At 67.6% G+C, this 20,801-nt stretch carries 21 protein-coding genes; 5 read left to right on the forward strand and 16 right to left on the reverse strand.

What is annotated here, in order from left to right; genetic code table 11:
* Window positions 1-13: 13 nt before the first annotated feature.
* Both ATO3_RS10855 and ATO3_RS10860 read right to left on the reverse strand, forming a co-directional pair.
* A complete protein-coding gene (locus ATO3_RS10855; protein ID WP_088649854.1) occupies window positions 14-1,252 on the reverse strand; it encodes an ABC transporter substrate-binding protein in 1,239 nt (412 codons plus the stop codon).
* Window positions 1,253-1,334: 82 nt separating this feature from the next.
* Entirely contained in the window at window positions 1,335-2,531 is a 1,197-nt protein-coding gene (locus tag ATO3_RS10860; RefSeq protein ID WP_088649855.1) for a nuclear transport factor 2 family protein, read from the reverse strand.
* A 218-nt stretch (window positions 2,532-2,749) separates the two neighbouring features.
* On the opposite strand from ATO3_RS10860, the gene ATO3_RS28800 reads away from it, so the two are divergent.
* Both ATO3_RS28800 and ATO3_RS10865 read left to right on the forward strand, forming a co-directional pair.
* Entirely contained in the window at window positions 2,750-2,887 is a 138-nt protein-coding gene (locus tag ATO3_RS28800; RefSeq protein ID WP_158217945.1) for a hypothetical protein, read from the forward strand.
* The gene (locus ATO3_RS10865; RefSeq protein ID WP_088649856.1) at window positions 2,880-4,178 is read left to right on the forward strand and encodes an amidase; all 1,299 of its coding nucleotides are present in this window, start codon (window positions 2,880-2,882) and stop codon (window positions 4,176-4,178) included. The genes ATO3_RS28800 and ATO3_RS10865 overlap by 8 nt, the downstream gene beginning before the upstream one ends.
* Before the next feature lie 56 nt (window positions 4,179-4,234).
* Here the strand turns inward: ATO3_RS10865 and hisD are convergent, their stop codons facing one another.
* The 13 genes from hisD to ATO3_RS10930 all read right to left on the reverse strand — a co-directional run bounded on the left by hisD (window position 4,235) and on the right by ATO3_RS10930 (window position 16,310).
* The gene (gene hisD, locus ATO3_RS10870) at window positions 4,235-5,524 is read right to left on the reverse strand and encodes a histidinol dehydrogenase (protein WP_088649857.1); all 1,290 of its coding nucleotides are present in this window, start codon (window positions 5,522-5,524) and stop codon (window positions 4,235-4,237) included.
* A gap of 38 nt (window positions 5,525-5,562) precedes the next feature.
* Window positions 5,563-6,258, reverse strand: coding sequence for an RraA family protein (locus tag ATO3_RS10875; protein WP_408630807.1), 696 nt, complete (start codon window positions 6,256-6,258; stop codon window positions 5,563-5,565).
* Window positions 6,246-6,929: an alpha/beta fold hydrolase gene (locus tag ATO3_RS10880; RefSeq protein ID WP_088649858.1), complete on the reverse strand. Its 684-nt coding sequence runs from the start codon at window positions 6,927-6,929 to the stop codon at window positions 6,246-6,248. Before ATO3_RS10880 ends, ATO3_RS10875 begins: the two co-directional genes overlap by 13 nt.
* A gap of 538 nt (window positions 6,930-7,467) precedes the next feature.
* Window positions 7,468-8,217: an SDR family oxidoreductase gene (locus tag ATO3_RS10885; protein ID WP_088649859.1), complete on the reverse strand. Its 750-nt coding sequence runs from the start codon at window positions 8,215-8,217 to the stop codon at window positions 7,468-7,470.
* Entirely contained in the window at window positions 8,217-9,140 is a 924-nt protein-coding gene (locus ATO3_RS10890) for a dihydrodipicolinate synthase family protein (protein WP_088649860.1), read from the reverse strand. The genes ATO3_RS10885 and ATO3_RS10890 overlap by 1 nt, the downstream gene beginning before the upstream one ends.
* A gap of 53 nt (window positions 9,141-9,193) precedes the next feature.
* A complete protein-coding gene (locus ATO3_RS10895) occupies window positions 9,194-10,135 on the reverse strand; it encodes a LysR family transcriptional regulator (protein ID WP_233152101.1) in 942 nt (313 codons plus the stop codon).
* Window positions 10,132-10,788 carry an aspartate/glutamate racemase family protein gene (locus tag ATO3_RS10900; protein ID WP_088649861.1) on the reverse strand — a complete coding sequence of 219 codons (657 nt, stop codon included), beginning with the start codon at window positions 10,786-10,788 and terminating at the stop codon, window positions 10,132-10,134. Before ATO3_RS10900 ends, ATO3_RS10895 begins: the two co-directional genes overlap by 4 nt.
* Window positions 10,788-12,242, reverse strand: coding sequence for a dihydropyrimidinase (hydA, locus tag ATO3_RS10905; protein WP_088649862.1), 1,455 nt, complete (start codon window positions 12,240-12,242; stop codon window positions 10,788-10,790). Before hydA ends, ATO3_RS10900 begins: the two co-directional genes overlap by 1 nt.
* Before the next feature lie 73 nt (window positions 12,243-12,315).
* Window positions 12,316-13,242 carry an N-carbamoyl-D-amino-acid hydrolase gene (locus ATO3_RS10910; RefSeq protein WP_088649863.1) on the reverse strand — a complete coding sequence of 309 codons (927 nt, stop codon included), beginning with the start codon at window positions 13,240-13,242 and terminating at the stop codon, window positions 12,316-12,318.
* Window positions 13,243-13,264: 22 nt separating this feature from the next.
* A complete protein-coding gene (locus ATO3_RS10915) occupies window positions 13,265-13,933 on the reverse strand; it encodes an amino acid ABC transporter permease (protein WP_088649864.1) in 669 nt (222 codons plus the stop codon).
* A gap of 2 nt (window positions 13,934-13,935) precedes the next feature.
* Complete coding sequence (locus ATO3_RS10920; protein WP_088649865.1) at window positions 13,936-14,604, reverse strand: amino acid ABC transporter permease; 669 nt, start codon at window positions 14,602-14,604, stop codon at window positions 13,936-13,938.
* 9 nt (window positions 14,605-14,613) lie between these two features.
* Window positions 14,614-15,351: an amino acid ABC transporter ATP-binding protein gene (locus ATO3_RS10925; protein WP_088649866.1), complete on the reverse strand. Its 738-nt coding sequence runs from the start codon at window positions 15,349-15,351 to the stop codon at window positions 14,614-14,616.
* 125 nt (window positions 15,352-15,476) lie between these two features.
* Window positions 15,477-16,310, reverse strand: a complete 834-nt coding sequence (locus ATO3_RS10930) for a transporter substrate-binding domain-containing protein (RefSeq protein WP_088649867.1) — start codon at window positions 16,308-16,310, stop codon at window positions 15,477-15,479.
* A gap of 668 nt (window positions 16,311-16,978) precedes the next feature.
* Here ATO3_RS10930 and ATO3_RS10940 point away from each other — a divergent pair.
* The 3 genes from ATO3_RS10940 (at window position 16,979) to ATO3_RS10950 (ending at window position 20,084) form a co-directional block, all read left to right on the forward strand.
* Window positions 16,979-18,151, forward strand: a complete 1,173-nt coding sequence (locus tag ATO3_RS10940) for a lipocalin-like domain-containing protein (RefSeq protein WP_143747261.1) — start codon at window positions 16,979-16,981, stop codon at window positions 18,149-18,151.
* On the forward strand, window positions 18,148-19,584 hold the full coding sequence (locus ATO3_RS10945; RefSeq protein ID WP_088649870.1) for a c-type cytochrome: 1,437 nt from the start codon (window positions 18,148-18,150) through the stop codon (window positions 19,582-19,584). Before ATO3_RS10940 ends, ATO3_RS10945 begins: the two co-directional genes overlap by 4 nt.
* Window positions 19,585-19,814: 230 nt before the next feature.
* Window positions 19,815-20,084, forward strand: a complete 270-nt coding sequence (locus tag ATO3_RS10950; protein ID WP_088649871.1) for a PqqD family peptide modification chaperone — start codon at window positions 19,815-19,817, stop codon at window positions 20,082-20,084.
* Here ATO3_RS10950 and ATO3_RS10955 read toward each other — a convergent pair.
* A complete protein-coding gene (locus ATO3_RS10955) occupies window positions 20,069-20,590 on the reverse strand; it encodes a LicD family protein (RefSeq protein WP_158217946.1) in 522 nt (173 codons plus the stop codon). The genes ATO3_RS10950 and ATO3_RS10955 overlap by 16 nt on opposite strands.
* Between the last annotated feature and the right edge of the window lie 211 nt (window positions 20,591-20,801).

The following is a 20,801-nucleotide window of genomic DNA, read 5'->3' on the forward strand; positions in this document are numbered from 1 at the left end:
GCGCGCGCGGCGATTATTGCAGGAAGCCCGCTTCTTGCGCGGCGGTGGTATAGGCGGCCTCGACATCGGCCAGCGCCTGTTCCGCGCTCTCGGTGCCCTGCATGAAATCCGACAGCTCCGCGCCCAGCGCGGTGTGCATCAGGCCCATGTAGGGCGACATCGGATAAGGCTTGGCCCCGGCCTGCGCGGTGCCCAGCACGCCCATGGCGGTCTCGGGCGCGGCGAAGTCCTTCATCAGCCATGTCGCGGCCGAGGGGTTCTCCTGCGCCACTTCGGGGCGAATGCCGTGCACCATGGCGATGAACGAGGCTTCGGCATCTTCGTCCGAGATGTTCTTGGCGATGGTGAACCCGTCCCACCACAGGGCCGAGGCCGGGACCGAACCGCCGCCCACGGTCGGCGCGGGGGCCAGCACCGTGGCCGCGCCGATCTCGGGCGCCGGGCCCTCGGGGTCGATATGGCCATTCACCATCGATCCCCACTGGTTCATGATCGCCACGTCTCCGGACAGGTACATCGCCTTCATCTCGTCGGCGGTGAAGGTCATGTACTCGGGCTCCATGTACTCGGTCATGGCCTTCATCATCTCCAGCGTCTTCACGCCCGCCTCGCCCGAGATCGCGGGTTGCGCGGTCCCCGGCTCGAAGAACGACCCGCCCATGCCGAGGTAGGTGTTCACGAATTCATTGGCCAGGTACCAGCCCGCCTGGTCGGCGGCGGCCAGCGGGTATTCCATGATGCCCTTCTCGCGGATCACCTGCGCCGCTTCAAGGATGCCTTCCATGGTGGTCGGCTGCTCCAGCCCCGCCTCATCCAGAATGTCACCGCGGATGAACAGGTGCTGGCCGTTGCCCATGAAGGCGATCGCCATGGTCCGGCCGTCGATCTTGATCAGCTGCGAGGCCTGAAGCGTCTGGCCGTGTTTCTCGACCAGGTCGTCGAGCGGCCGGATCAGGTCGTTGTTCATCAGCGGCACGATGGAATTGTTGGCCACCACGGCGACGGTGTATTGCGCCGGATCGACGGTCAGCGCCGGCACCTGCAGCGACTTGTGCTCTGTCGTCATGTTGGATTCGACGGTCACGCCGTCGCCGGCGCAGCTGGCGGCCTCGTCGATGACCAGTCCCAGCGCGTCGAAATCGTTGGCGAGGATCCGGACCGAGCCGCCCTCGATGCCACAGCCCGCCTGCGCGGTGCCGGCGATTCCGGCGGCCATGATCGCGGCCAGGGCCGTCGTGGTCAGTGTCTTCATCGTCTTCACTCCATGTTGGGGGGCCACCGGGCTTCTGCCCGCCCGGTTGGCCGTGTTGGAACGGGGTGTCTCTGTCCCCGTTTCAGCTGTCCAGCGCTTCGGCCGCCGATGGCGTGTCGGCGAGCTGCGCGATCTTGATCTGCGCCAGCAGGGCGAGCTCGTCGTAGACGGTCCATTCGTCGACGATCTTGCCGTCCTTGTAATGGTAATGGCTCATCCCCATCACCTGCACGCGCTTGCCTGTCGGGTCGCCCAGGCTTTCCAGCCCGCCGAAGCCCAGGTGGTGGCCCTCCATCACCCAGCGCACGGCGACCTTGGTGCCGCCTTCGTTGCAGGGGGTGGAGCAGATATGCTGCGGCGCGAACTGCGCGTCCGGGAAGGCCCCGATCAGCGCCAGCGCCTGGTGGGCGACCGAGGCGACGCCGTAAAGCTCCTTCATCAGGGGCCCGTGCCACATGACGGTGGGGGCATAGATGTCGCGGTAGCAGCCGAACATCTTCCTGTTGAAGCTCTCGTGCAGCCAGGTCAGCGTGTGCCGCTCCAGGTCGGTGTTCGCGATCGAAAGGTCGGCCTCTTCGGCGGGCGGATACTGGCCCAGCATCAGGCCGGTCTCGCCGATATCCAGCGTCTTGAACCCCTGCGCCAGGCGGCCCTGCGCGATTTTCTCGGCATAGGCGTCCACGTCGAGGCCCAGCTGGCGGATGATCGCCATCTGGTCCGACACGACCCATTCCCGGTAGATCTTGTTGCGATGGATCATGCAGTCCGCCACCGTGCGGCTGACGAAGGGACGGCCGTTCGCCGGCCCGTAATGGCCGTTCTGCGTGTAGCGGCCCGACCCGGTCACCAGGTGCGATGTATAGAACCCGTCCTGGTCATTGCCGTTCCAGATCACGTGGGTCGCGTTGCCACGCCGCTCCGGCAGGCTGACCAGCCGCTGGATCGTGTCGCGGACCACGTCCTCGCGGTTGTAGATCGTCATCGTCGGCAGGTAGAGCACGATGTTATGCGTGTAATGCGTGTAGATCAGGCCGACGTCGCGTTCGTCCCAGATCTTGTGGGTGCAGCGGATGATGTAATCGACGATGTCGCTGTAGCAGGGATCGAAGCCCTCCATCCCTTGCACCGGCTGGCGGCCTTCGGGCACCAGGTCGGTGAAATCGGCGCGCTCGACGTTCATCACCTGGCCGTTGTGCGGCCCGTCCTCGCGGGCGGTCTCCCTCTTCGGGGTGGCCTTTGCCGTTTTCGGAAGGGTTGCGCTGTCGTCCTGGGAAGCCATCGGGATCCTGTCCATTTCGCGGGTCTCGCCGCATCTTGCATACATATTCAATTTGAAACTGACGCAGGTTCCGATCCCATTCAACGGAAAAATGCATACTTATGCAATTTTTGCGTCGCGCGCCGGCCGGGCCCGTCGAACACCCCATCGGAACACTTGCACCGAGCCAATTGAATACATATGCAAAAAGGTCCCAAGTGCCCCGGAGGAAGATCGACATGACAGCTGAAGACTTTAGCAGGCGACTGCGCGACGCCGGGATTCCCGTATCGGAAACCGAGGCAAAGGCCGCCTGGCCGGCGGCGCAAAGGCTGCTCGACCTGGCGAATCAGCTGCCCGGGCGGCGCGATGATTGACACCACGATCAGGGAGCAGGCCGCCGCCATGGCCGCCGGAGCCCTCACCGCGCGGGACCTCGCAGAGGCCACGCGGGACCGGATCGCCGCCCGCGACGAGCTGCTGCGCAGCGTAGTTCACCTCGCCGAGGTCGAGGCCCTCGAGGGGCCGATGCAGGGCGTTCCCTTCGGCGTGAAGGACATCCTCGACGTCGATGGCCAGCCCACGCGCTGCGGCTCTCATGCGCATGAAGGCGCCGGGCCCGAGGCCACCGCGGTCGCCCGTCTGCGCGCGGCGGGCATGGTGCCGATGGCGAAGCTTGCGACTTACGAATACGCGCTCACCGGCCCGGCCTGGGACCAGCCCAACCTGCCCGCGCGCAACCCGTGGAGCCCCGACCACATCACCGGCGGCTCCTCCTCCGGATCGGCGGCGGCGGTGGCAGGCGGGCTGTTCCGCGTGGCGCTTGGGACGGATACCGGCGGTTCGGTGCGCGCCCCGGCCGCCTATTGCGGCATCGTCGGGCTGAAACCCACCCACGGGGCGGTGCCGGAGGACGGGTGTTTCCCCCTCTCTCCCAGCCTCGACGTGATCGGCCCGCTGGCCGCCTGCGTCGAGGATGCCGCCGTGACGCTGGAGCTGATGGCGCCGGAAACCCGCGCCGCGGCCGCGCTTGAGCAGGACATCGCCGGCCTGCACATCGGCTACGCGCGCGACTGGTTCGCCGACGATCCCGCCTGCGCGCCAGAGGTGGTGCGCGCGATGGACGACACCGCCGCGCTGCTGTCGCAACTGGGCGCCCGGATCAAGCTGGTGGCCTTGCCGGACTATGCCCCGCTGGAGGCGGCCGGCACCGTGATCCTGCAGGCCGAAGCCTGGGAGGTGCACCGCGAAAGACTGGCCCACCGCTGGGAACGCTACGGCGTCGACGCCCGCCGCAACCTCGTGACCGGCGCGGTGCTGGAGCCCGGCCATGTCGCACGCGCCCGCGCCGTCGCAAGGGGTTTTCGCGACAGCGTCGACGCTCTGCTCGGACATTGTGCCGCGCTGCTGACGCCGACGACGCTGTCGCCCGCGCCAAGGTTTTCGGATTTCGAGGACGGGCCGGTCTGGACGGCCATGCGCACCCTGCCCTTCAACATGAGCGGGCATCCGGCGATTTCGGTGCCCTGCGCGATGACCGACAGGGGCCTTCCGCTGGGCGCTCAGCTGGTCGCGGCACACCATGGCGAGGCGCAGCTTTGCCGCCTGGCCCATGCGCTGGAACAGGCCGGGCCGCATTTCGGGACCCCGGCGTTCGGGACCCGCTGAAAGATCCGGGGCGCGCGCGCGGTCTGCCGCGCGCGCGCCCCATAGGTCTTCCGGCCTCAGGCCCCGACCTGCATCCGGTCCAGCCGCAGCTGCGCGGCCCGGCGGTGGCCTTCCAGCGTCTCGGACGCGGCCTGCCGCGCGGCGGGCGGGGCCACCTGCTTCACGCCTTCCTCGCTCAGCCACTGGTGCGTCACCGTCTTGATGTAGGTGCCCACCCACAGCCCGCCGGTGTAGCGCCCCGCGCCCATGGTCGGCAGCGTGTGATTGGTGCCCGAGCACTTGTCGGAATAGACCACCGACGAATTCGTCCCGATGAAGAGCGAGCCGTAATGGCGCAGCTTGCGCCCCAGCCCGTGGGCATCCTCGGTATGCACCTGCAGGTGCTCGGCGGCGACGATGTCGGAATAGGCGATCATGGTCGCCTCGTCCGGGCAGACGACGATCTCGCCATAGTCGCGCCAGGCCTGCCCGGCGGTTTCCGCCGTCGACAGGGTGGCCAGCTGCGCGTCGACTTCTGCCAGCACGGCATCGGCCAGCGCCGCATCGGTGGTGATCAGGCCGACCCGCGTGCGCGTGTCATGCTCGGCCTGGGCCAGCAGATCGGTCGCCAGCATCTCGGCATCGCCGGTGTGATCGGCAAGGACAAAGATCTCGGACGGGCCGGCCAGCTGGTCGATCCCCACCGGGCCGAAGACCTGGCGCTTGGCCTCGTTCACGAAGGCATTGCCGGGGCCGACAATCTTGTCCACGGCCGGCACGGTTTCGGTGCCCAACGCCATCGCGGCGATCGCCTGCGCGCCGCCGATGCGGAAGATCCGGTCGGCACCCGACAGATGACAGCCCGCGATCATCGCCTCGTGCGCATTGGGCGGCAGGCAGGCGATGACCTCTTCGCAGCCGGCGACCTTGGCCGGCACGATGGTCATGATCGGCGCCGACAGCAGCGGATAGCGCCCGCCCGGCACGTAGCAGCCCACCCGCTCCAGCGGGATGTTGCGGTGGCCCAGGTGGACACCGGGACGCACCTCGACCTCGACCTCGGACAGCGAGCCCAGCTGCGCCTCGGCGAAAGCGCGCACGTTGGCGATGGCGAATTCCGTGTCCGCGCGGGTCTGCGGATCAAGGTTGGCCAGCGCGGCCTCGCGCTGCTCGGGCGTGACCTCGAAGCTGTCGAGCTCGGCCTTGTCGAACTTCGCGGAATAGTCGCGCACGGCGGCATCGCCCTCGGCCCCGACACGGGCGAGGATCTCCGATACCAGCTGTTCGACCGGCGCATTGTCGGCCACTGCATCTCGGGCCGGGGATTTGACGAAGGTCAGGCCTTCGGGAAGGGGAAGACGGGACATGATATCCTCTCGGGTTGAAACGTTGCGGGGGCCGGGCGTCAGGTGCGGGCGGCCTCGAAAGCGGCCCAGGCGTTTTCGAACCGGGCAAAGTCGAAATCCGGCGCGCGGGCGGCCTCCATCACGATGGCCTCCGTGCTCTGCAGCTGCGCGATGGCGCGGGGCAGTTCGGCAAGGTGGGTCTCGGGGATCACCAGCGCGCCGTGGCAATCGGCATGGACCCAGTCGCCGGGCGCAACACTCAGGCCGAAGACCGTCACCGGCACCGCGATCTCGGTGACATGGACAAAGGCGTGCGACGGCCCCACGTGCCCTGCGATCACCGGGAAGTCCGGGGCCAGGTTGCCGATATCGCGCATGACACCGTTGGTCAGCGCGCCCGACAGGCCGAAGCCCTTGTGAACGGTGGTGTTCAGCTCTCCCCAGAAGGCGCCGACGGGCTGCGGATCGATATCCTCGACCACCGCGACGCGGGGCCCCTGCCCCTCGGCCATGTGGCGGTAATAGTCCATGCGGCGGGCGCGGATGACCTCGGGTGCATCAGCGGGCGGTGCCGCGGCCGAGATCCGCGCGGTGCGCGCCTGCCCGACGATGACACCGCGCGGGTCGCTGGGGACCGGCGTGACCCGCGTGAAGGCCGCAAAGCCGCGCCTGCCGTCAATCACCTCGATCGCATCGCAAACTGTGGGGCTGTCGACGCTGCGCAGCAGCGCCAGGGTTTCGGTCAGGTCAGCCATTGGCGCAAAGCCTCCGTGGTTGGCTCAGGACGTTCGAGCGTGGGCAGGTGCCCCGCGCCCTCGATCACCGTGTAGGCGGCATGGGGCATGAGCCGGTGCATCAGCTCGTGCCGGTCGCGCGGGCATAGCCGGTCCTCCGCCCCGGTCAGGATCAGGGTCGGGCCGGTGTAGCCTCGCAGCGTGTCGCACTGGTCGGGCCGGTCGCGCAGGGCGCGGCTCTGTCGGGCGAAGGCATCCGGGCCCAGTGTGTCGGCCATCTCGGCGCAGATCCGTTCGATCGCCGCATTCGGCGCCACGAGGTAGCGGGGGATGAAGGTGTCGCGCATCATGTCGGCCAGTTCCCCGGCCCCGGCGCGGGCGATCTGCGCGGCGCGGCCCGCTTTGACCTCGGGCGTTTCGGCCAGCGGGTTGGTGTCCATCAGCGCCAGCCGCGCGACCCGGTCCGGCGCCTGGCGCAGGACCTCCATCGCGACGATGCCGCCCATGGACAGCCCCGCGAGGGCAAACCGCTCCGGCGCATCGTCCAACACCCGCGCGGCCATCGCCTGCACGTTGTCCTCCGCCGACAGGTCGGCGCAGACCGGCACGTGGTCGGACAGGGCGGCCATCTGCGGCGCGAAAAGCCGCGCGTCGCACATCATGCCGGGCAGGAAGATCAGTGGCAGCCTCATGCGGCGGTCCGGCCCCCATCCCCCATCAGCGATGTGCCCGTCACCATCCGCGCGGCGCCCGACAAAAGGTAGAGGGCCGCGCCATGCAGGTCCCATCGGCGCCGGCCCCGGCCAGGGCCACGCCACAGCCAAGCCCGGTGCCCGAAGCCGCGCCCGTAACACGCGCGCGGCGTCCGTTCAGCCGGGACGAAGGCGTTCGGGAAAGCGGCATGGGGCACCTCTGCTGCAAGACTGAATACGTCTGCAACTTCGGTAAACGGGACGCTGGGGGGACGCAAGCAATTTTTGCATACGATTGCAAAAATGCACCCACGTCAGTCGCTCGATCGCGCACCCGATGCCGTTCTCAGAGGGCGCGAAGGCGCTGCGATTGCAACAGTTTCATCCCGGCCGGTGCAACAGGGCGAGGAGACGAGCGGCCAGCCCGGGCCCGGAAAGCGACAGATCGGCAGCTCTCGAATCGCCCGGGCGGCCCCTGTGACCGAAGCCGCCCGGGCAGTCTTTCGCGGCGCGGCCGCGGCGAAAGATGTCGTGCCGGTTACAGACCCCGGATCAGGCCGCCGTCCACGCGCAGCATCGAGCCGGTGACATAGGCCGCCTGCTGCGAGCACAGGAAGGTGACCATGGCGCCGAATTCCTCGGGCTTGCCATAGCGCCCGGCGGGGATCGTCTTGCGGCTGGCCTCCTGCACATCGTCCAGCGAGGCGCCGGTCTTTTCGGCCTTGATCCCGTCCAGCTGCGCCAGACGGTCGGTAGCGATGCGGCCCGGCATCACGATGTTGACGGTGACGCCATGGGGCGCGACCTCTTCGGCCAGCGTCTTGGACCAGCCGGCCACCGCCCCGCGCACGCCGTTCGACAGCGCCAGGTTCGGGATCGGCTGAACCATGCCGGACGAGCCGATGGTCACCACGCGGCCCCAGCCCTTGTCGATCATGCCCGGCAGCGCGGCGTCGGTGATGGCGAAGATCGGCGTGGCCATGGCCTCGAACGCCGCCGCCCAGGCCGCGGTGCTTTGCCCCCTGGCCGGGCCTGCGGCGGGACCGCCGCAATTGTTCACCAGGATATCGACCGGCTGGTCGGCCAGCCGCGCGATCAGCGCGTCGACGCTGGCCGGATCGGAGAGGTCCAGCGCCAGCCCTTCCATCCCCTCGGCCGGCGCCGTTCCGCTGCGCGAGGCGGCGATCAAATGCGCGCCTTCGGCGGCCAGCAGCGTGGCGCTTGCCGCGCCCAGTCCACGGCTCGCGCCCAGCACCAGCGCGGTCTTGCCCGTCAGTCCCAGATCCATCAGTTCAGCTCCTTCAGTCGTTTCTCCTGCCGGGCGAGCAGACGCTCGACCTCGGCGATGGCCTCTCGGGCCAGCCCCGCACCAGGCGCGCGCAGCGCCGCCGAGCCGATGGCCCCGCGCTTGGCCAGCACGTATTTGCGCACCGCAAGCCCCGCGCCCGGCTGCTGTTCATAGCGCACCAGCGGCAGGTAGGCATCGAAGATATCCTGCGCGCGGTCCATGTCGCCGGCCGCAGCCAGCCGCACCACGTCGGCCAGCATCTCGGGAAAGCCGAAGCCCGTCATCGCGCCATCGGCGCCCCGGGCGATCTCTTCTGGCAGGAAAACCCCGCCATTGCCGCAAAGGACCGAGATCCGGCGCCGGCCCTCGGCCTCGGCGGCACGCAGGCGGGTGATCTTGGCCAGGCCCGGCCAGTCCTCGTGCTTGAGCATCACCACCTGCGGGACCTCGTCGATGATCCGGCCCAGCACCTCGTCCGAGATGTGAACGCCGGTCGACAGCGGGAAATCCTGCAGCACGATCGGCACGTCGTCGCCAAGGGTCCGCGCGACCTGCGCGAAATAGCCGTGGATCTGCGGATCGGTCTTCAGGCTGCCGGGCGTCGTGACCATGCAGCCGGCCGCGCCCATGTCCATGACCGCGCGGCCCAGCTCTCCGATCGCAGCCAGCCCGGGGGCCGAGACGCCGACCACGACGGGCTTGCCCCCGGCGCGACGGATCACGCGGTCGGCCACGGCGCGGCTTTCGGCCTGGGTCAGCTTGGGCGCCTCGCCCATCATGCCCAGGATCGTCAGCCCGTCGGCGCCCTTGTCGAAATAGAAATCCACCACACGGTCGAGGCTGTCGAAATCGATCTCGCCACTGTCGGTGAAGGGGGTGACGGAAATCACGTAGACGCCTTTCGCGTCCGCGGTCAGTGTCATGTCTTTGGCTCCTTTGGTATTCGGTGCGCCGGCCCGGCGGCAGGGTGCGGCCCCTATGCGGTCTGGGGCTCGGCGATGAGAAGATCGCTGTCGGCGAAGGCCGCGCGCAGGTCGGCCATGAAGCTGTGCAGCAGGCCCGAATGCGGCACGCCGCGCCGTGTGTACATCACCGCCTTGACCTCGCAGGCGGGCAGAAACGGCTTGCACACCAGCGCATCGGTGGCATGGGTGGAGGCAGAATAGGGATCGACCACGGTGACGCCCAGGTGCTGCGCCGCAAGCGCGGTGGCGGTGGCGCAATAGCGCACCTCGATCCGCGGCACATGGCGGGCGCCGACCTGTTCATAGGCCTTGCGCACCAGCTGCCCCATGTTCGAATCCCGCTCCAGCCCGACCAGCGGCTGATCCTGCAGGTCCAGCGCCGTCAGGTTGGGCCGCGCGGCCAGCGGGCTGCCCCGCGGCACCAGCGCCACCATGTGGGCGCGGTGCAGCACGTCGCTGTTAAGCGTCGCGTGGCGGTCGTGATCCAGCGCCAGACCGATGTCGGCGTGTCCGCTCTGGACCGCGTCCTTCACCTGCTCCAGCCGCCGCACGTCAAAGGCGACCGACACGTCGGGTCGGTCCTCGAGAAAGCGGCGCAGCGCCACGGGGGCAACGGAATAGCCCAGCGGCGGGGTGGCGATCACCTTGAGCCGGCCGGCCATACCCAGCTGCATGTCCCGCGCCCGCTGGGAAAATCCCCGCATCAGGCTGAAGATCGGGCGGATCTCTTCGTAAAGCGCGCGCGCCTCGGCCGTGGGCTGCAGCCGCCGCCCGGTGCGTTCGAACAGGGTCAGGCCAAGCTGGCTTTCCAGCTGCCGCAACCCCGCCGACACGGCGGGCTGCGAGATGCGCAGCTGCTCCGCCGCTTCGACCGTGGTGGCGCAGCGCATCATCGCGGCAAAGATTTCGAGCAGCCGGAGCGAGACGTCCGGCAGCCCGGCCTCGGCCGTCACCTGCCCGCCCCGGCAAGACCCAGCGCCATGGCCGCCGCGGCCTGCACCGGGTCGATCACCTTGATGCCGATTTCCTGTTCCAGCCGCGCCCGGACCGGCGCCATGCCGGCACAGCCCAGAACCACCGCGCCCGCGCCCATCTCGCCCAGCTCACGGCCCAGGCTGACGCAGCGGTCGTAGACCGCCGGATCGCGGCCCGAGGCTTCGGCCGAGACGCCGGGCAGCGCCAGCTCTCCGGCCAGGCGGCTTTCGACGCCCATGGCCCTGATCCTGACCCGATGCCGCGCCACCGACATCGGCGACAGCGCGATGATGCCGAACCGGTCCGCCACCGCCATCGCGGTCAGCATGCCGGCCTCCTGGATGCCGATCACCGGGGCGGGCACCAGCGGGCGCGAGATGTCCACACCCGGATCGGAGAAACAGGCCGAGACATAGGCCGCAGCATCCGGGCGGGCCCGGACGGCATTGGCGAAGCCCAGCGCGGCCACGGCCACGTCCTCGCCGGACATGATGGTGGCCGGGCTCTCGGGCAGGTCGGTGACCTCGAAGGCAGGCCCCGACGGCGGTGCCAGATGCGCGATCGCGTCGCGGATGCCCTGGGTCACGGCCGCCGAGGAATTGGGGTTGATGATCAGGATCTTGCCGGCCATCAGCGCAGCTCCGCGCCGAAGTTCTGCGCCGGGTCCAGCTCTTTCGCGGTAAAGCCCGGCTTGCCGCGCAGGTCGACGGGCTGGCGGGCAACGAACCGGCCCTGGCCTTCCTGAGCCTTCAGCTCGCCGTTCTCGACGATCACCGCGCCGCGGGTCATCACGATCTCGGGCTTGCCGGTCAGCTCCATGCCTTCGAAGGGCGTGTAATCCATGTTGTCGTGCTGGTCGGCGGCGGTCACGGTCACGCGCGCCTCTGGGTCCCAAATCGCGATATCGGCATCCGTGCCGGGCGCGATGAGGCCCTTGCGGTCGCAGCCGAAAGTCTTGGCCGCATTGGTCGAGGACAGCGCCACGAATTGCTCCAGCGTGATCCGCCCCTTCGCCACCCCTTCGGAGAAGAGATAGGGCAGCCGCGCGGCGATCCCGGGCATGCCGTTGGCGATCTTCGGATAGGGCGCGTCGCGTCCGTTGAGGAACTTGCCCGTCTCGTCGAACCGGTAGGGCGCGTGGTCCGAACTCACGCTTTCGAACGTGCCCTGCCCGATATGGTGCCACAGCGCATCCTGCGTGGCGTGATCGCGCAGCGGTGGCGAGCAGATGTACTTGGCCCCCTCGACACCGGGCCGGTCCAGATCTTCGCGGGTCAGCGCCAGGTATTGCGGGCAGGTCTCGGCAAAGAGCTTGGCGCCGTTGAACTTCTCGCGCCGCACGATCTCGGCCCCGCCGATGGTCGAGACATGCACGATGAAGAGCGGCGCATCGACAAGCTTGGCCAGCTGGATGGCGCGGTTGATCGCCTCTTCCTCGGCCAGTTCGGGGCGCGAGATCGCATGGTATTTCGGCGCGGTCAGGCCCTTGTCGGCCAGCTTGCGGTTCATCCACTTGACCATGTCGTTGTTCTCGGCATGGACCATGGTGATGGCGCCGTGTTCGCGCGCCACCGTCAGGATATCCAGCATGCCCCCATCGCCCAGGTTCATCAGGTCATAGGTCATGAAGACCTTGAAGCTGGTGATGCCGCGCTCAAAGGCGCGGGGCAGCTGATCCTCCAGGACCTCCGGCGCCGGGTCGGAGATGATCAGGTGGTAGGAATAGTCGATGACCGAGCGCGCGGCGCGGGCATCATAGGTCGCGATCACATCGTCGACCGACTGGCCCCGGTGCTGCGCCGCGAAGGGAATGAACGACGAATTGCCCCCGAACGCGGCCGAGACCGACCCCGACAGGTAATCGTCCGCGCTCATCACCCCCGAAGAGCTTTCCTGCGCGATATGGGCATGGGCCTCGATCCCGCCGGGCATGACGATCCGCCCGCCCGCGTCGATGCGCCTGTCGCCGCCTGTCAGGGTTTCGGCCAGGGCTGCGATCCGCCCGTCCCTGATGCCGATGTCGCCCCTGGCCACGTAATCGGCCGTGGCGATCGTGCCGCCGTGGATCACCGTGTCGAATTGCATCTCTCGTGCTCCTTCCACCCTGCCCGTGGCAGGCCCTCGTGACGGGGCAGGCCCCCTGCCCCGTGCGTCATGTTCAGTCCGGCAGTTTCACGCCCGTCTGGCTGGCGATCAGCCCGTAATGCTCGATGCGCCGGTGCGCGTCGAAATTGAAGACGGTCGACTTGCCGAAATCGCATTTGGCCAGATCGGCCTCGTGCACGATCAGCTCGTCGCCCTCTGTCTCGGCCCGGGCCACCACGAACCCGTCCGGGTCGACGATGATCGAACCCGCGAACATGTGGTTGCCGTCTTCCATCCCGCCCTTGGCCACCGCCACGGCGTAGGTCGAATTCTGGTAGGCCCCGGCGCAGACCGACAGCTCGTGGTGATAGATCCGCCGTTCCATGCCCTCTTCGGCCGACAGGTTGTTCTGCGACGGCGTATTGTAGCCCAGAGCCACCAGCTGCACGCCCTGCAGCCCCATCACGCGCCAGCTTTCCGGCCAGCGGCGGTCGTTGCAGATCGACATGCCCATGATGGCGCCCTGGTTGCGCACCACGCCGAACCCGGTGTCGCCGGGCAGGAAATAGCGCTTTTCCAGGTGCTGATGCGTCCGCTCCGGCTCATACTCGGCATGGCCGGGCAGATGCGTCTTGCGGTACTTCAGCACGATCTCGCCCTCGGGGGAGACGATGATCGAGGTGTTGAAATGCTCGCCCTCGGGCGTCAGCTCGCAATAGCCGAAGGTGAAGCCCATGCCATAGTCCTTCGCCCGGTCGAACAGCGGCTGCACCGCCGCGTTGGGCATCTCGGTTTCGAACCAATGGTCGAACTCGGCCCGGTCCTCGACGTAGAAGCGCGGGAAGAAGGTGGTCAGCGTCATTTCCGGATAGGCCAGGAACTGCACGCCCTTTTCATGCGCCTCGTCCATGAGCTTCAGCATCCGGGCGACGACCTCTTCGCGGGTCTCGGCCTTCTGGATGCCGCCGATCTGCGCGCCGCCGATAACGAGTTTGGTCATGCGATCTTCCTTTCAGTATCGTTCAATGTATCGCCAGCCCGCGCTGATAGCGCGAGATCAGCCGCACGAGGGGCCACAGGATCGCGACGTAGATCAGTGCGGCCATGATGAGCGGCGAGGAATTGTAGGTGACCGAGCGCGCCATGTTCGCGGAATAGAGCAGCTCGGACAGGGACACGACCGAGGCCAGCGACGTCAGCTTCACGACCTCGACGGTATTCGACAGCAGGTCCGGCAGCACGTTGCGCACCGCCTGCGGCAGGATCACGTTGGCCAGGCACTGCGCCTGGCTCAGCCCGGTGGCGCGGGCGGCCTCGGTCTGGCCCTTCGGGACCGACTGGATGCCGGCGCGGAAGACCTCGGCGAAGTAAGAGGAGTTGTTGAGGAAGAAGGCGATGACCACGGCGAAGAACGGGCTCAGCTCCAGCCCGGCGAAGGGCAGTCCGGAATAGACGAACACCAGCAGGACCAGCGGCGGCAGCGCGCGAAAGAGGTCGATGAAGGCCACCGCCGGCCATTTCAGCCAGCGCCGCGGCGACAGCGCGGCAAGCGCCAGCACAAGCCCGCCGCACAGCCCCAGCCCGATCACGACAGCGCAAAGTTTCAGCGTGACGATCAGACCCTTGAACAGCAGCGGCCAGGCCTGGGCCATGATGTCGAGATTGAAGAAGAGGTCGATGAAATTGGCCATCGTCACACCGCCCAGGAATAGCGTTTTTCAAGACCGCGCGACAGGATCACGACCGGCAGGAAGATCGCCAGGTAGGCCAGCGCGGCCATGGTCAGCGGCGTGGCGGAGCCCGAAAAGCTCTGCGCCGAAGACGACACGGCGAGGATCTCCTTGACCCCGATGACCGACCCCAGGGCCGTCATCTTGGTGATCGCCAGCGCCCGGTTGACCAGCGGCGGGATGCCCATGCGCACCGCCTGCGGCAGCGCGATATCGAACAGCGTCCGCGCAAAGCTGAGCCCCGTGGCGCGGCCGGCTTCCCATTGCCCCTTGGGCACGGCGGTCAGACCGGCCCAGAAGATCTCCTCGGCGAAGGCGGCCAGCACGCCGCCCAGCACGAGGATCAGGACCAGAGGCCCCGACAGGCTGATGCCCAGCCCCGGCAGGCCGAAATAGAAGATCAGGATCACCACCAGAGGCGGCAGCGCGCGGCCCAGGTCGGCAAAGACCACGATGGGCATGGTCAGGTACCAGCGCCCCAGCGTGCGCAGGCAGGCCAGCGCCAGCCCAAGGGCAAGGCCGCCGACCACGATCAGCCCGCTCAGCCAAAGCGTCGTGACGATGGCCGACAGCAGGTCCGGCAGGTATTTCGCCATGACCGCGCCGTCAAAGAAGGTGTCGAGGAACCTCATGCCCAGTCCTTATTCCCCGCCCTTGCGCAGGCGCGACAGGAAGGCCCGCAGCCGCTCGGAACTGGGATTGCCGAAGATCTGCTCGGGCGGGCCGGATTCCACCACGACACCGCCATCCATAAAGACCACCCGATCGGCGGCCTCGCGGGCGAATTCCATCTCGTGGCTGACAACGACCATGGTCATGCCCTGCTCGCGCAGCTGCTTCATGACCTTCAGCACCGAACCGACCAGTTCCGGATCCAGCGCCGAGGTGGGTTCATCGAAAAGCATCACCTTGGGATCCAGCGCCAGCGCCCGCGCGATGGCAACGCGCTGCTGCTGACCGCCCGAGAGTTCGCCGGGCATGGCATCGGCCTTGTGCGCCAGCCCCACGGTGTCCAGCATCTCCATGGCGCGGGCCTGTGCCACGGCCTTGTCGCGTTTCAGCGCCTTGACCTGCGCCAGCATCACGTTGGCCAGCACGGATTTGTGCGGGTAGAGGTGGAAGCCCTGGAACACCATGCCGATCTTCAGCCGCATCCGGTCCAGCGCACGGCCGTGGCAGGCGGTGACGTGTTCACCGTCCAGCAGGATGGAACCCGAGGTCGGCTCTTCCAGCCGGTTGCAGCAGCGCAGCATCGTGGATTTGCCCGACCCGGACGGGCCGATGACAAAAACCAGCTCTCCCGCCTCGACGTTCAGGTCGATCGAGGTCAGCACCCGGACATCCCCGAACTGCTTTTCCAGCTTGTTGATTTCCAGCATCGGGCGGTCGTGGACCCTGGAATTTGGGCGATGGGTGCCGGGTGCGGCGTGCGGCGCTGCGGACATGGGAAAGCTCTCGGGGTGGCGGGCGGGACGTCAGGCGCCCCGCCCGAGGGTTGCGTGGATCAGAATTCGCAGCTCATGTCGTGAGCGGTGTCGTCATAGCCGTCGAATCCGGGCGTGCCGTAGCCCGGCGTGGGCGTGACGATCGTCGTGCCCTCGGCCGGGGTGACGCCGAACCATTCTTCGGACAGGGCGGCCATGGTGCCGTTGCTCTTCAGGCATTCCAGCACCGCGTCGATCTTGTCGCGGGTCTCGGTGTCGTCCTTGCGGAACGGGAAGGCCCAGACCAGGCCGGTGGGGTATTCATAGCTCAGGTCGATGCGCGGGTTCTTCTTTGCCGCCCAGGCCGAGACGGTCGCGCCGGCCAGGTTGGCATCCGCGCGGCCCGTGGCCACGGCCTCGACCGCGTCGGTGTTGGTGCCATAGGCCACGACCTCCCAGCCGAATTCCTCGGCGCGGTCGTTCAGGAAGCTTTCATAGACCGAGCCCTTGTTGACGGCGATGGTCTTGCCTTCGAAGGCCTCCAGCCCGTCCATCGGATCGGATCCGGCCGGCACGGTAAAGGCAAAGTTGGTGTCCATGAAGCCTTCGGTGAACAGCAGGTTCGCGGCGCGTTCCTCGGTCACGGTTGTGGGGGCCACGAGGAAATCGTAGGTGCCGGCCTGCAGCGCGGGGATCAGGCCCGAGAACTGCGCGGCGATGACCTCCATGTCGGTGCCGAGCGCCTCTCCGATGGCGGCGGCCAGGTCGACGTTGAAGCCTTCGACGCCGCCGGACATGCTGGGCATCGCATGCGGCGCAAAGGTGCCGTCAAGCGCGACCTTGTAGCCGTCGGCGTGTCCGGGAAGGGCAAGAACCGCCAGGCTGGCGGACAGAAGTACGTGCTTGGGGATCATGGGATGCTCCGAGTTGGGTTGGCGATATTGAGGTGTTTCGTGGCGTCGTCGACGCGGGCTGTGCCGTTCACAAAGCCGCCGGGAGGGAGCGAGGCAATAGAACAATAGATTATATTATGACTATAATAATAGTCTTAGATTATACATCGGCGGCGACGGGTACGGGCGCCCGATGGCCGGCGTCCGTTTTCGGAGTCCGATAACCCTTTGTGAAGACGTTGATTTTCGCACCACCCAAACGAGCGATACACGCGCTCTGCCGCGCCGGATGGCAACTGGCGCCCGGCACCGGCGCCCCCTCCGCCGCTGAAGGCACGTGCTGAATTTTCGTGCACTCCGACGCGGCGACGGTCCTCACCCCCTCCGGCCAGCGGCCCGGACGACCTTTGCCGTCGCGGGCGACTCCCGTGGCACCCGGCCTTGCCCCCGCCTCGTGGCCGGCCCTCCGGATCGCGGCATAGTGAATGCCGGTTTCGTCCCGTCTCTGCGTTGCGAACCAGGCGCCAAGGCCCGGAAAGACCCGCAATTCACCAACTTTTACAGTCTGTTGGCCCGACATCGGCGCCCCGCCCGGCGCCGTCGCGCAAGCCGCGCCGCCCGTCTCCGCGGAACAGGCGTCCAAGGACACCGCTATGGGCGCGCGCGCGGTGGGCTGGTAGGTTTCAGGGATGACCCGCCGCATCCCACGCTTCACCCCTTTCCGCGCCGCGATGTTCGCAATTCCGGCTGCCATCGCCTGTCTTGCCCTGGCGGTTTTCCTGCAGCCGGGCCCGAGCCAGGGCGCGCAGGAGGACGACATGTTCGGCGCGGCCGACCTGCAGGACCTGCTGGCCGCTTTCGAAGACGAGCCCTTCGCGCGGCCCTCCGGCCCCTGGAGCGTGTCCTTGCCGCGGGACTACGGCGCGCATGAGGCGATGCGCGGGGACACGTGGATGATGGCCCTGCATCTCGAAGACGAGGCCGGCACCCGGATCGGCATGACCTTCGGGCTTGTCCGGCTTGGGCTGAGGGCACAGGCGCCCGGCTCGCAGGCCTCTCCCTGGGCGCTGCGAACGCTTTACAGAGGCCATCTGAGCCTGGCGGAAGACGGCGCCGCAGCACTTGAGGCCGAGGAACGGTTCAGCCGCGGGGCCGGTGCCGCCGGAGCGGATAGCCCGTCGCGCAAGCTGTGGCTCGACGACTGGCAGATCGACTATGGCGGCGCTTCCGCGCAAGAGGGCCTGACCCTGTCGGCAAGCGCCAATGGCCTTCCTGTCCGGCTGCACCTGTCGCCCGCCAAGGCCCCGGTGGCGATGGCCGGCGACGACGGCGCGCCCGTCCGCGGATTCGTGATCCCCAGGCTGAACGTCCAGGGGACCATCGGCAAGGCAGAGGCGGAACGCCGTGTCCACGGTGTCGCCTGGCTGGACCGGCTTTGGGGGGACCTGCCCCTGCCCGGCGGCCCGCTGTCGAACCAGCGGCTGATCCTTCATCTCGACGACGGGACCGATCTGACGCTGTTGCGCACGCAGCGCAGCGACGGGCGCGGATTGGCCACGGTTGAGGGCCTGGCGGTGTTCCCGGACGGAGAGGCCCTGCCCCTGCCGCCCGACGGGCCCGGGGCGATCGACATGACCGCGACCGCGTCCTGGACAACGCAGGACGGCTCCGCGACCTATCCGGTGGCCTGGCAGCTGACCGGGCCGGGGCTTGATCTGACGGTCGCGCCCATGATCGAGAACCAGGACCCCGGCTTCGCGCTTCCCGGTTGGATCGGGGCCGTCACCGTCTCCGGCCGCCACGACGGCGTTCAGGTGGCGGGCATGGGAACCTTGCAGATGACCGACGGGAGTGCACCATGATCCGGGCGTTCGATGCCCCCCTCTTGCGGCCACTGTGTCTGATCGTCGCCGCCGCGCCGCTTCTGCTGGCGGGCTGCCGGGACGAAGCCGAGACCGAGGGTGACGCCGCGCGCCACCGCTCGCCGACCGGCGCCGTGGCACGGTCGGAACAGGCGGCGGGCGATCCGGAAAAAGGCTACGACGCGCTTGTCAACGAACCTTACGTGTCCTGCGGGATCCCCTGGTCGGCCTACAGCCGTCTCAATCCGGATCCCGGGCTTTCGGTTCCGGGGCGGACGGGCCGGAATGCCGAATTGCCCTATGCCTCGACCGCCCATGTCAACGCCGACGGGGTCGAGATCGTCTCGGGCAATTGCCTGATTTGCCACGCCAACCGGATCGGCGACGAGGTCATCGTGGGCCTGGGCAACGAATTCGCGGATTTCACACGGGACCCGAGGCGCCTGGCGCTTCAGGCGGCCAATTACGTGCGCGGCGCGCCCGAGACCGCCGCCTGGCAGCACTGGGCCGACCGGGTCGAGGGCATCGGGCCTTATGTGCAGACCAGGACGGTCGGGGTGAACCCGGCGCCGAACCTGACCTGGGCGCTGATGGCGCATCTTGATCCCGAAACGCTGGCCTGGTCGCAAGAGCCGCTGATCGCACCGCCGCCCGAGGATCCGATTCCGATCAGCGTGCCGCCCTGGTGGGGGATGCGGAAGAAGAACGCCATGTTCTACACCACGATCGGGCGCGGCGATCATGCGCGGTTCATGCTTCTGGCCTCGATGCTCTGCATCGAAAGCCCCGAAGAGGCCGAGGCGATCGCCGGCTATGCCGAGGACATCCGCGCCTATATCACGTCGCTCGACGCGCCGGACTACCCCTATCCCGTTGACGAGACGCTGGCCGCGCGCGGGGCAGAGATCTTCCAGCGCGACTGCGCCGCCTGCCATGGCACCTATGGCGAGGACGAGACATACCCCAACCTCGTCATCCCCTACGAGGAGGTCGGCACCGACCCGACCTATGCGGTCGAACAGACCGACGGGTCGCGCGACCGCTTCTACGACTGGGTCGCGCGGTCCCCCTATGGCGATGACCAAAGCGCCGCTCCGGCGCCGGGATACATCGCCCCGCCGCTGGACGGCGTCTGGGCGACGGCGCCCTATCTGCACAACGGGTCGGTCCCCAACATGGCGGCGCTGTTGTCCAGCAGCCTCCGCCCGACGTTCTGGCGGCACCGGACCGACCCGCGCCGCTATGATCCCGAAGTCATGGGCTGGGCGCACGAGGTGCTCGACACCGGTCAGGAAGAAGAGACAGACCCGGACGCCCGGCGCCTGATCTACGACACCACGCTTCGGGGCTACGCCAATACCGGCCACAGCTATAGCGACGACCTCGACGATGCGTCCGTGCAGGCCCTCATCGAATATCTGAAGACCTTGTAGGGTGCTGCCGCCACAGGGCAGCATGCTAAAGCCGGGACCGCGACGTCACCTTTTGCGGATCCGCAGATGTGGCCCGGCACGGTCTGGTGGAGCGCTCGGCCCGCTCTCCGCCCTCCCGGCGACGGGGTCGCAACAGGCCCATGCGGCCGACCTGCTGCCATCCTCATGTAGGGGCTTCTCCTGGTGGGTCCGGGGTATAGACTGTGTCTGCGCACGGCAGGAGGACAGAGATGAAGAATGGCACCATCCCTCTGGCAGACATGAGCCTTACTTTGGTTCCGGCCGCTCAGGGCGCAAAAATCGCAGGCGGCGACGGGGCGATCCATTACCTGAACCAAACCGCGGCTGCCGTGTGGCTGCTGGCAGACGGCAGCCGCGATGCTGACGCCATCGCCGCAGAGATCGCACGCATCTTCCTCCTCTCCGAGCCTCCGACCGAGGACATCACCCGCGCTCTCGATCTTCTGGCGGACAAGGGGCTGCTTCAGCGAGGCGGATAAAGAAAAACGAAACAGGCGTACCGGCCCGCCGGATCGGTATGGTCCTTTGGCAGCCGGGGAATCCGCCAGTCGGCGCCAATGCATTGCTCAAGCATCCGTTCGGCCTGGCGCGGCACCGCAAAGGGCACGCCCCGCAGCGTTGCCTGACGGAAGGGTCGGATCGCGCGCGAAGGAAGGGTTCCCGGAAGCGTCGGATAACCGAAAAAACGCGCGCCCGTCACGAAGCCGGTGAAAACCTCGATCCCATGGTCGAAACGGCCGCTTGGAGACCGGACCGCACGCAGCATGAAGCGGCCCGGAGAGTGCCCCGGCATGATCCGGTCGAAGCCGGCAAAGTGATCGAAGATTCGTTTCCGTTCGCGGGTGACCCCCGCGGCCGAACGTGCCCGGCTGACATAGGCCACATCGATATCGAAATCGTGCGGAATAAGGTCGCCCTCGCGGATGGCCCCCAGAAGCGTGCCCCAGGTCAGGAACAACTGCAGGCCGAACTCGACCTGGAACATCAGTTCAACCGATTTCAGCTCCTGGACCAGGGAATCGAGATACTCCGAAGGGTAGTCCATGAACCATTTCGATGGACGCCCGTAGTGGTCAATCCGTTCGGGATTGTCGGTATAAAGATATACGCTCATGGGAAAAATCTACCATCTTTAAAGTTGTGTGCTAGGGTCTGCAAAACATGCATCTTTCGTGATGCGTTCACGTGAACTGGAC

The sequence above is a fragment of the Marinibacterium profundimaris genome (assembly GCF_002210095.1).
Lineage (GTDB): Bacteria > Pseudomonadota > Alphaproteobacteria > Rhodobacterales > Rhodobacteraceae > Marinibacterium > Marinibacterium profundimaris.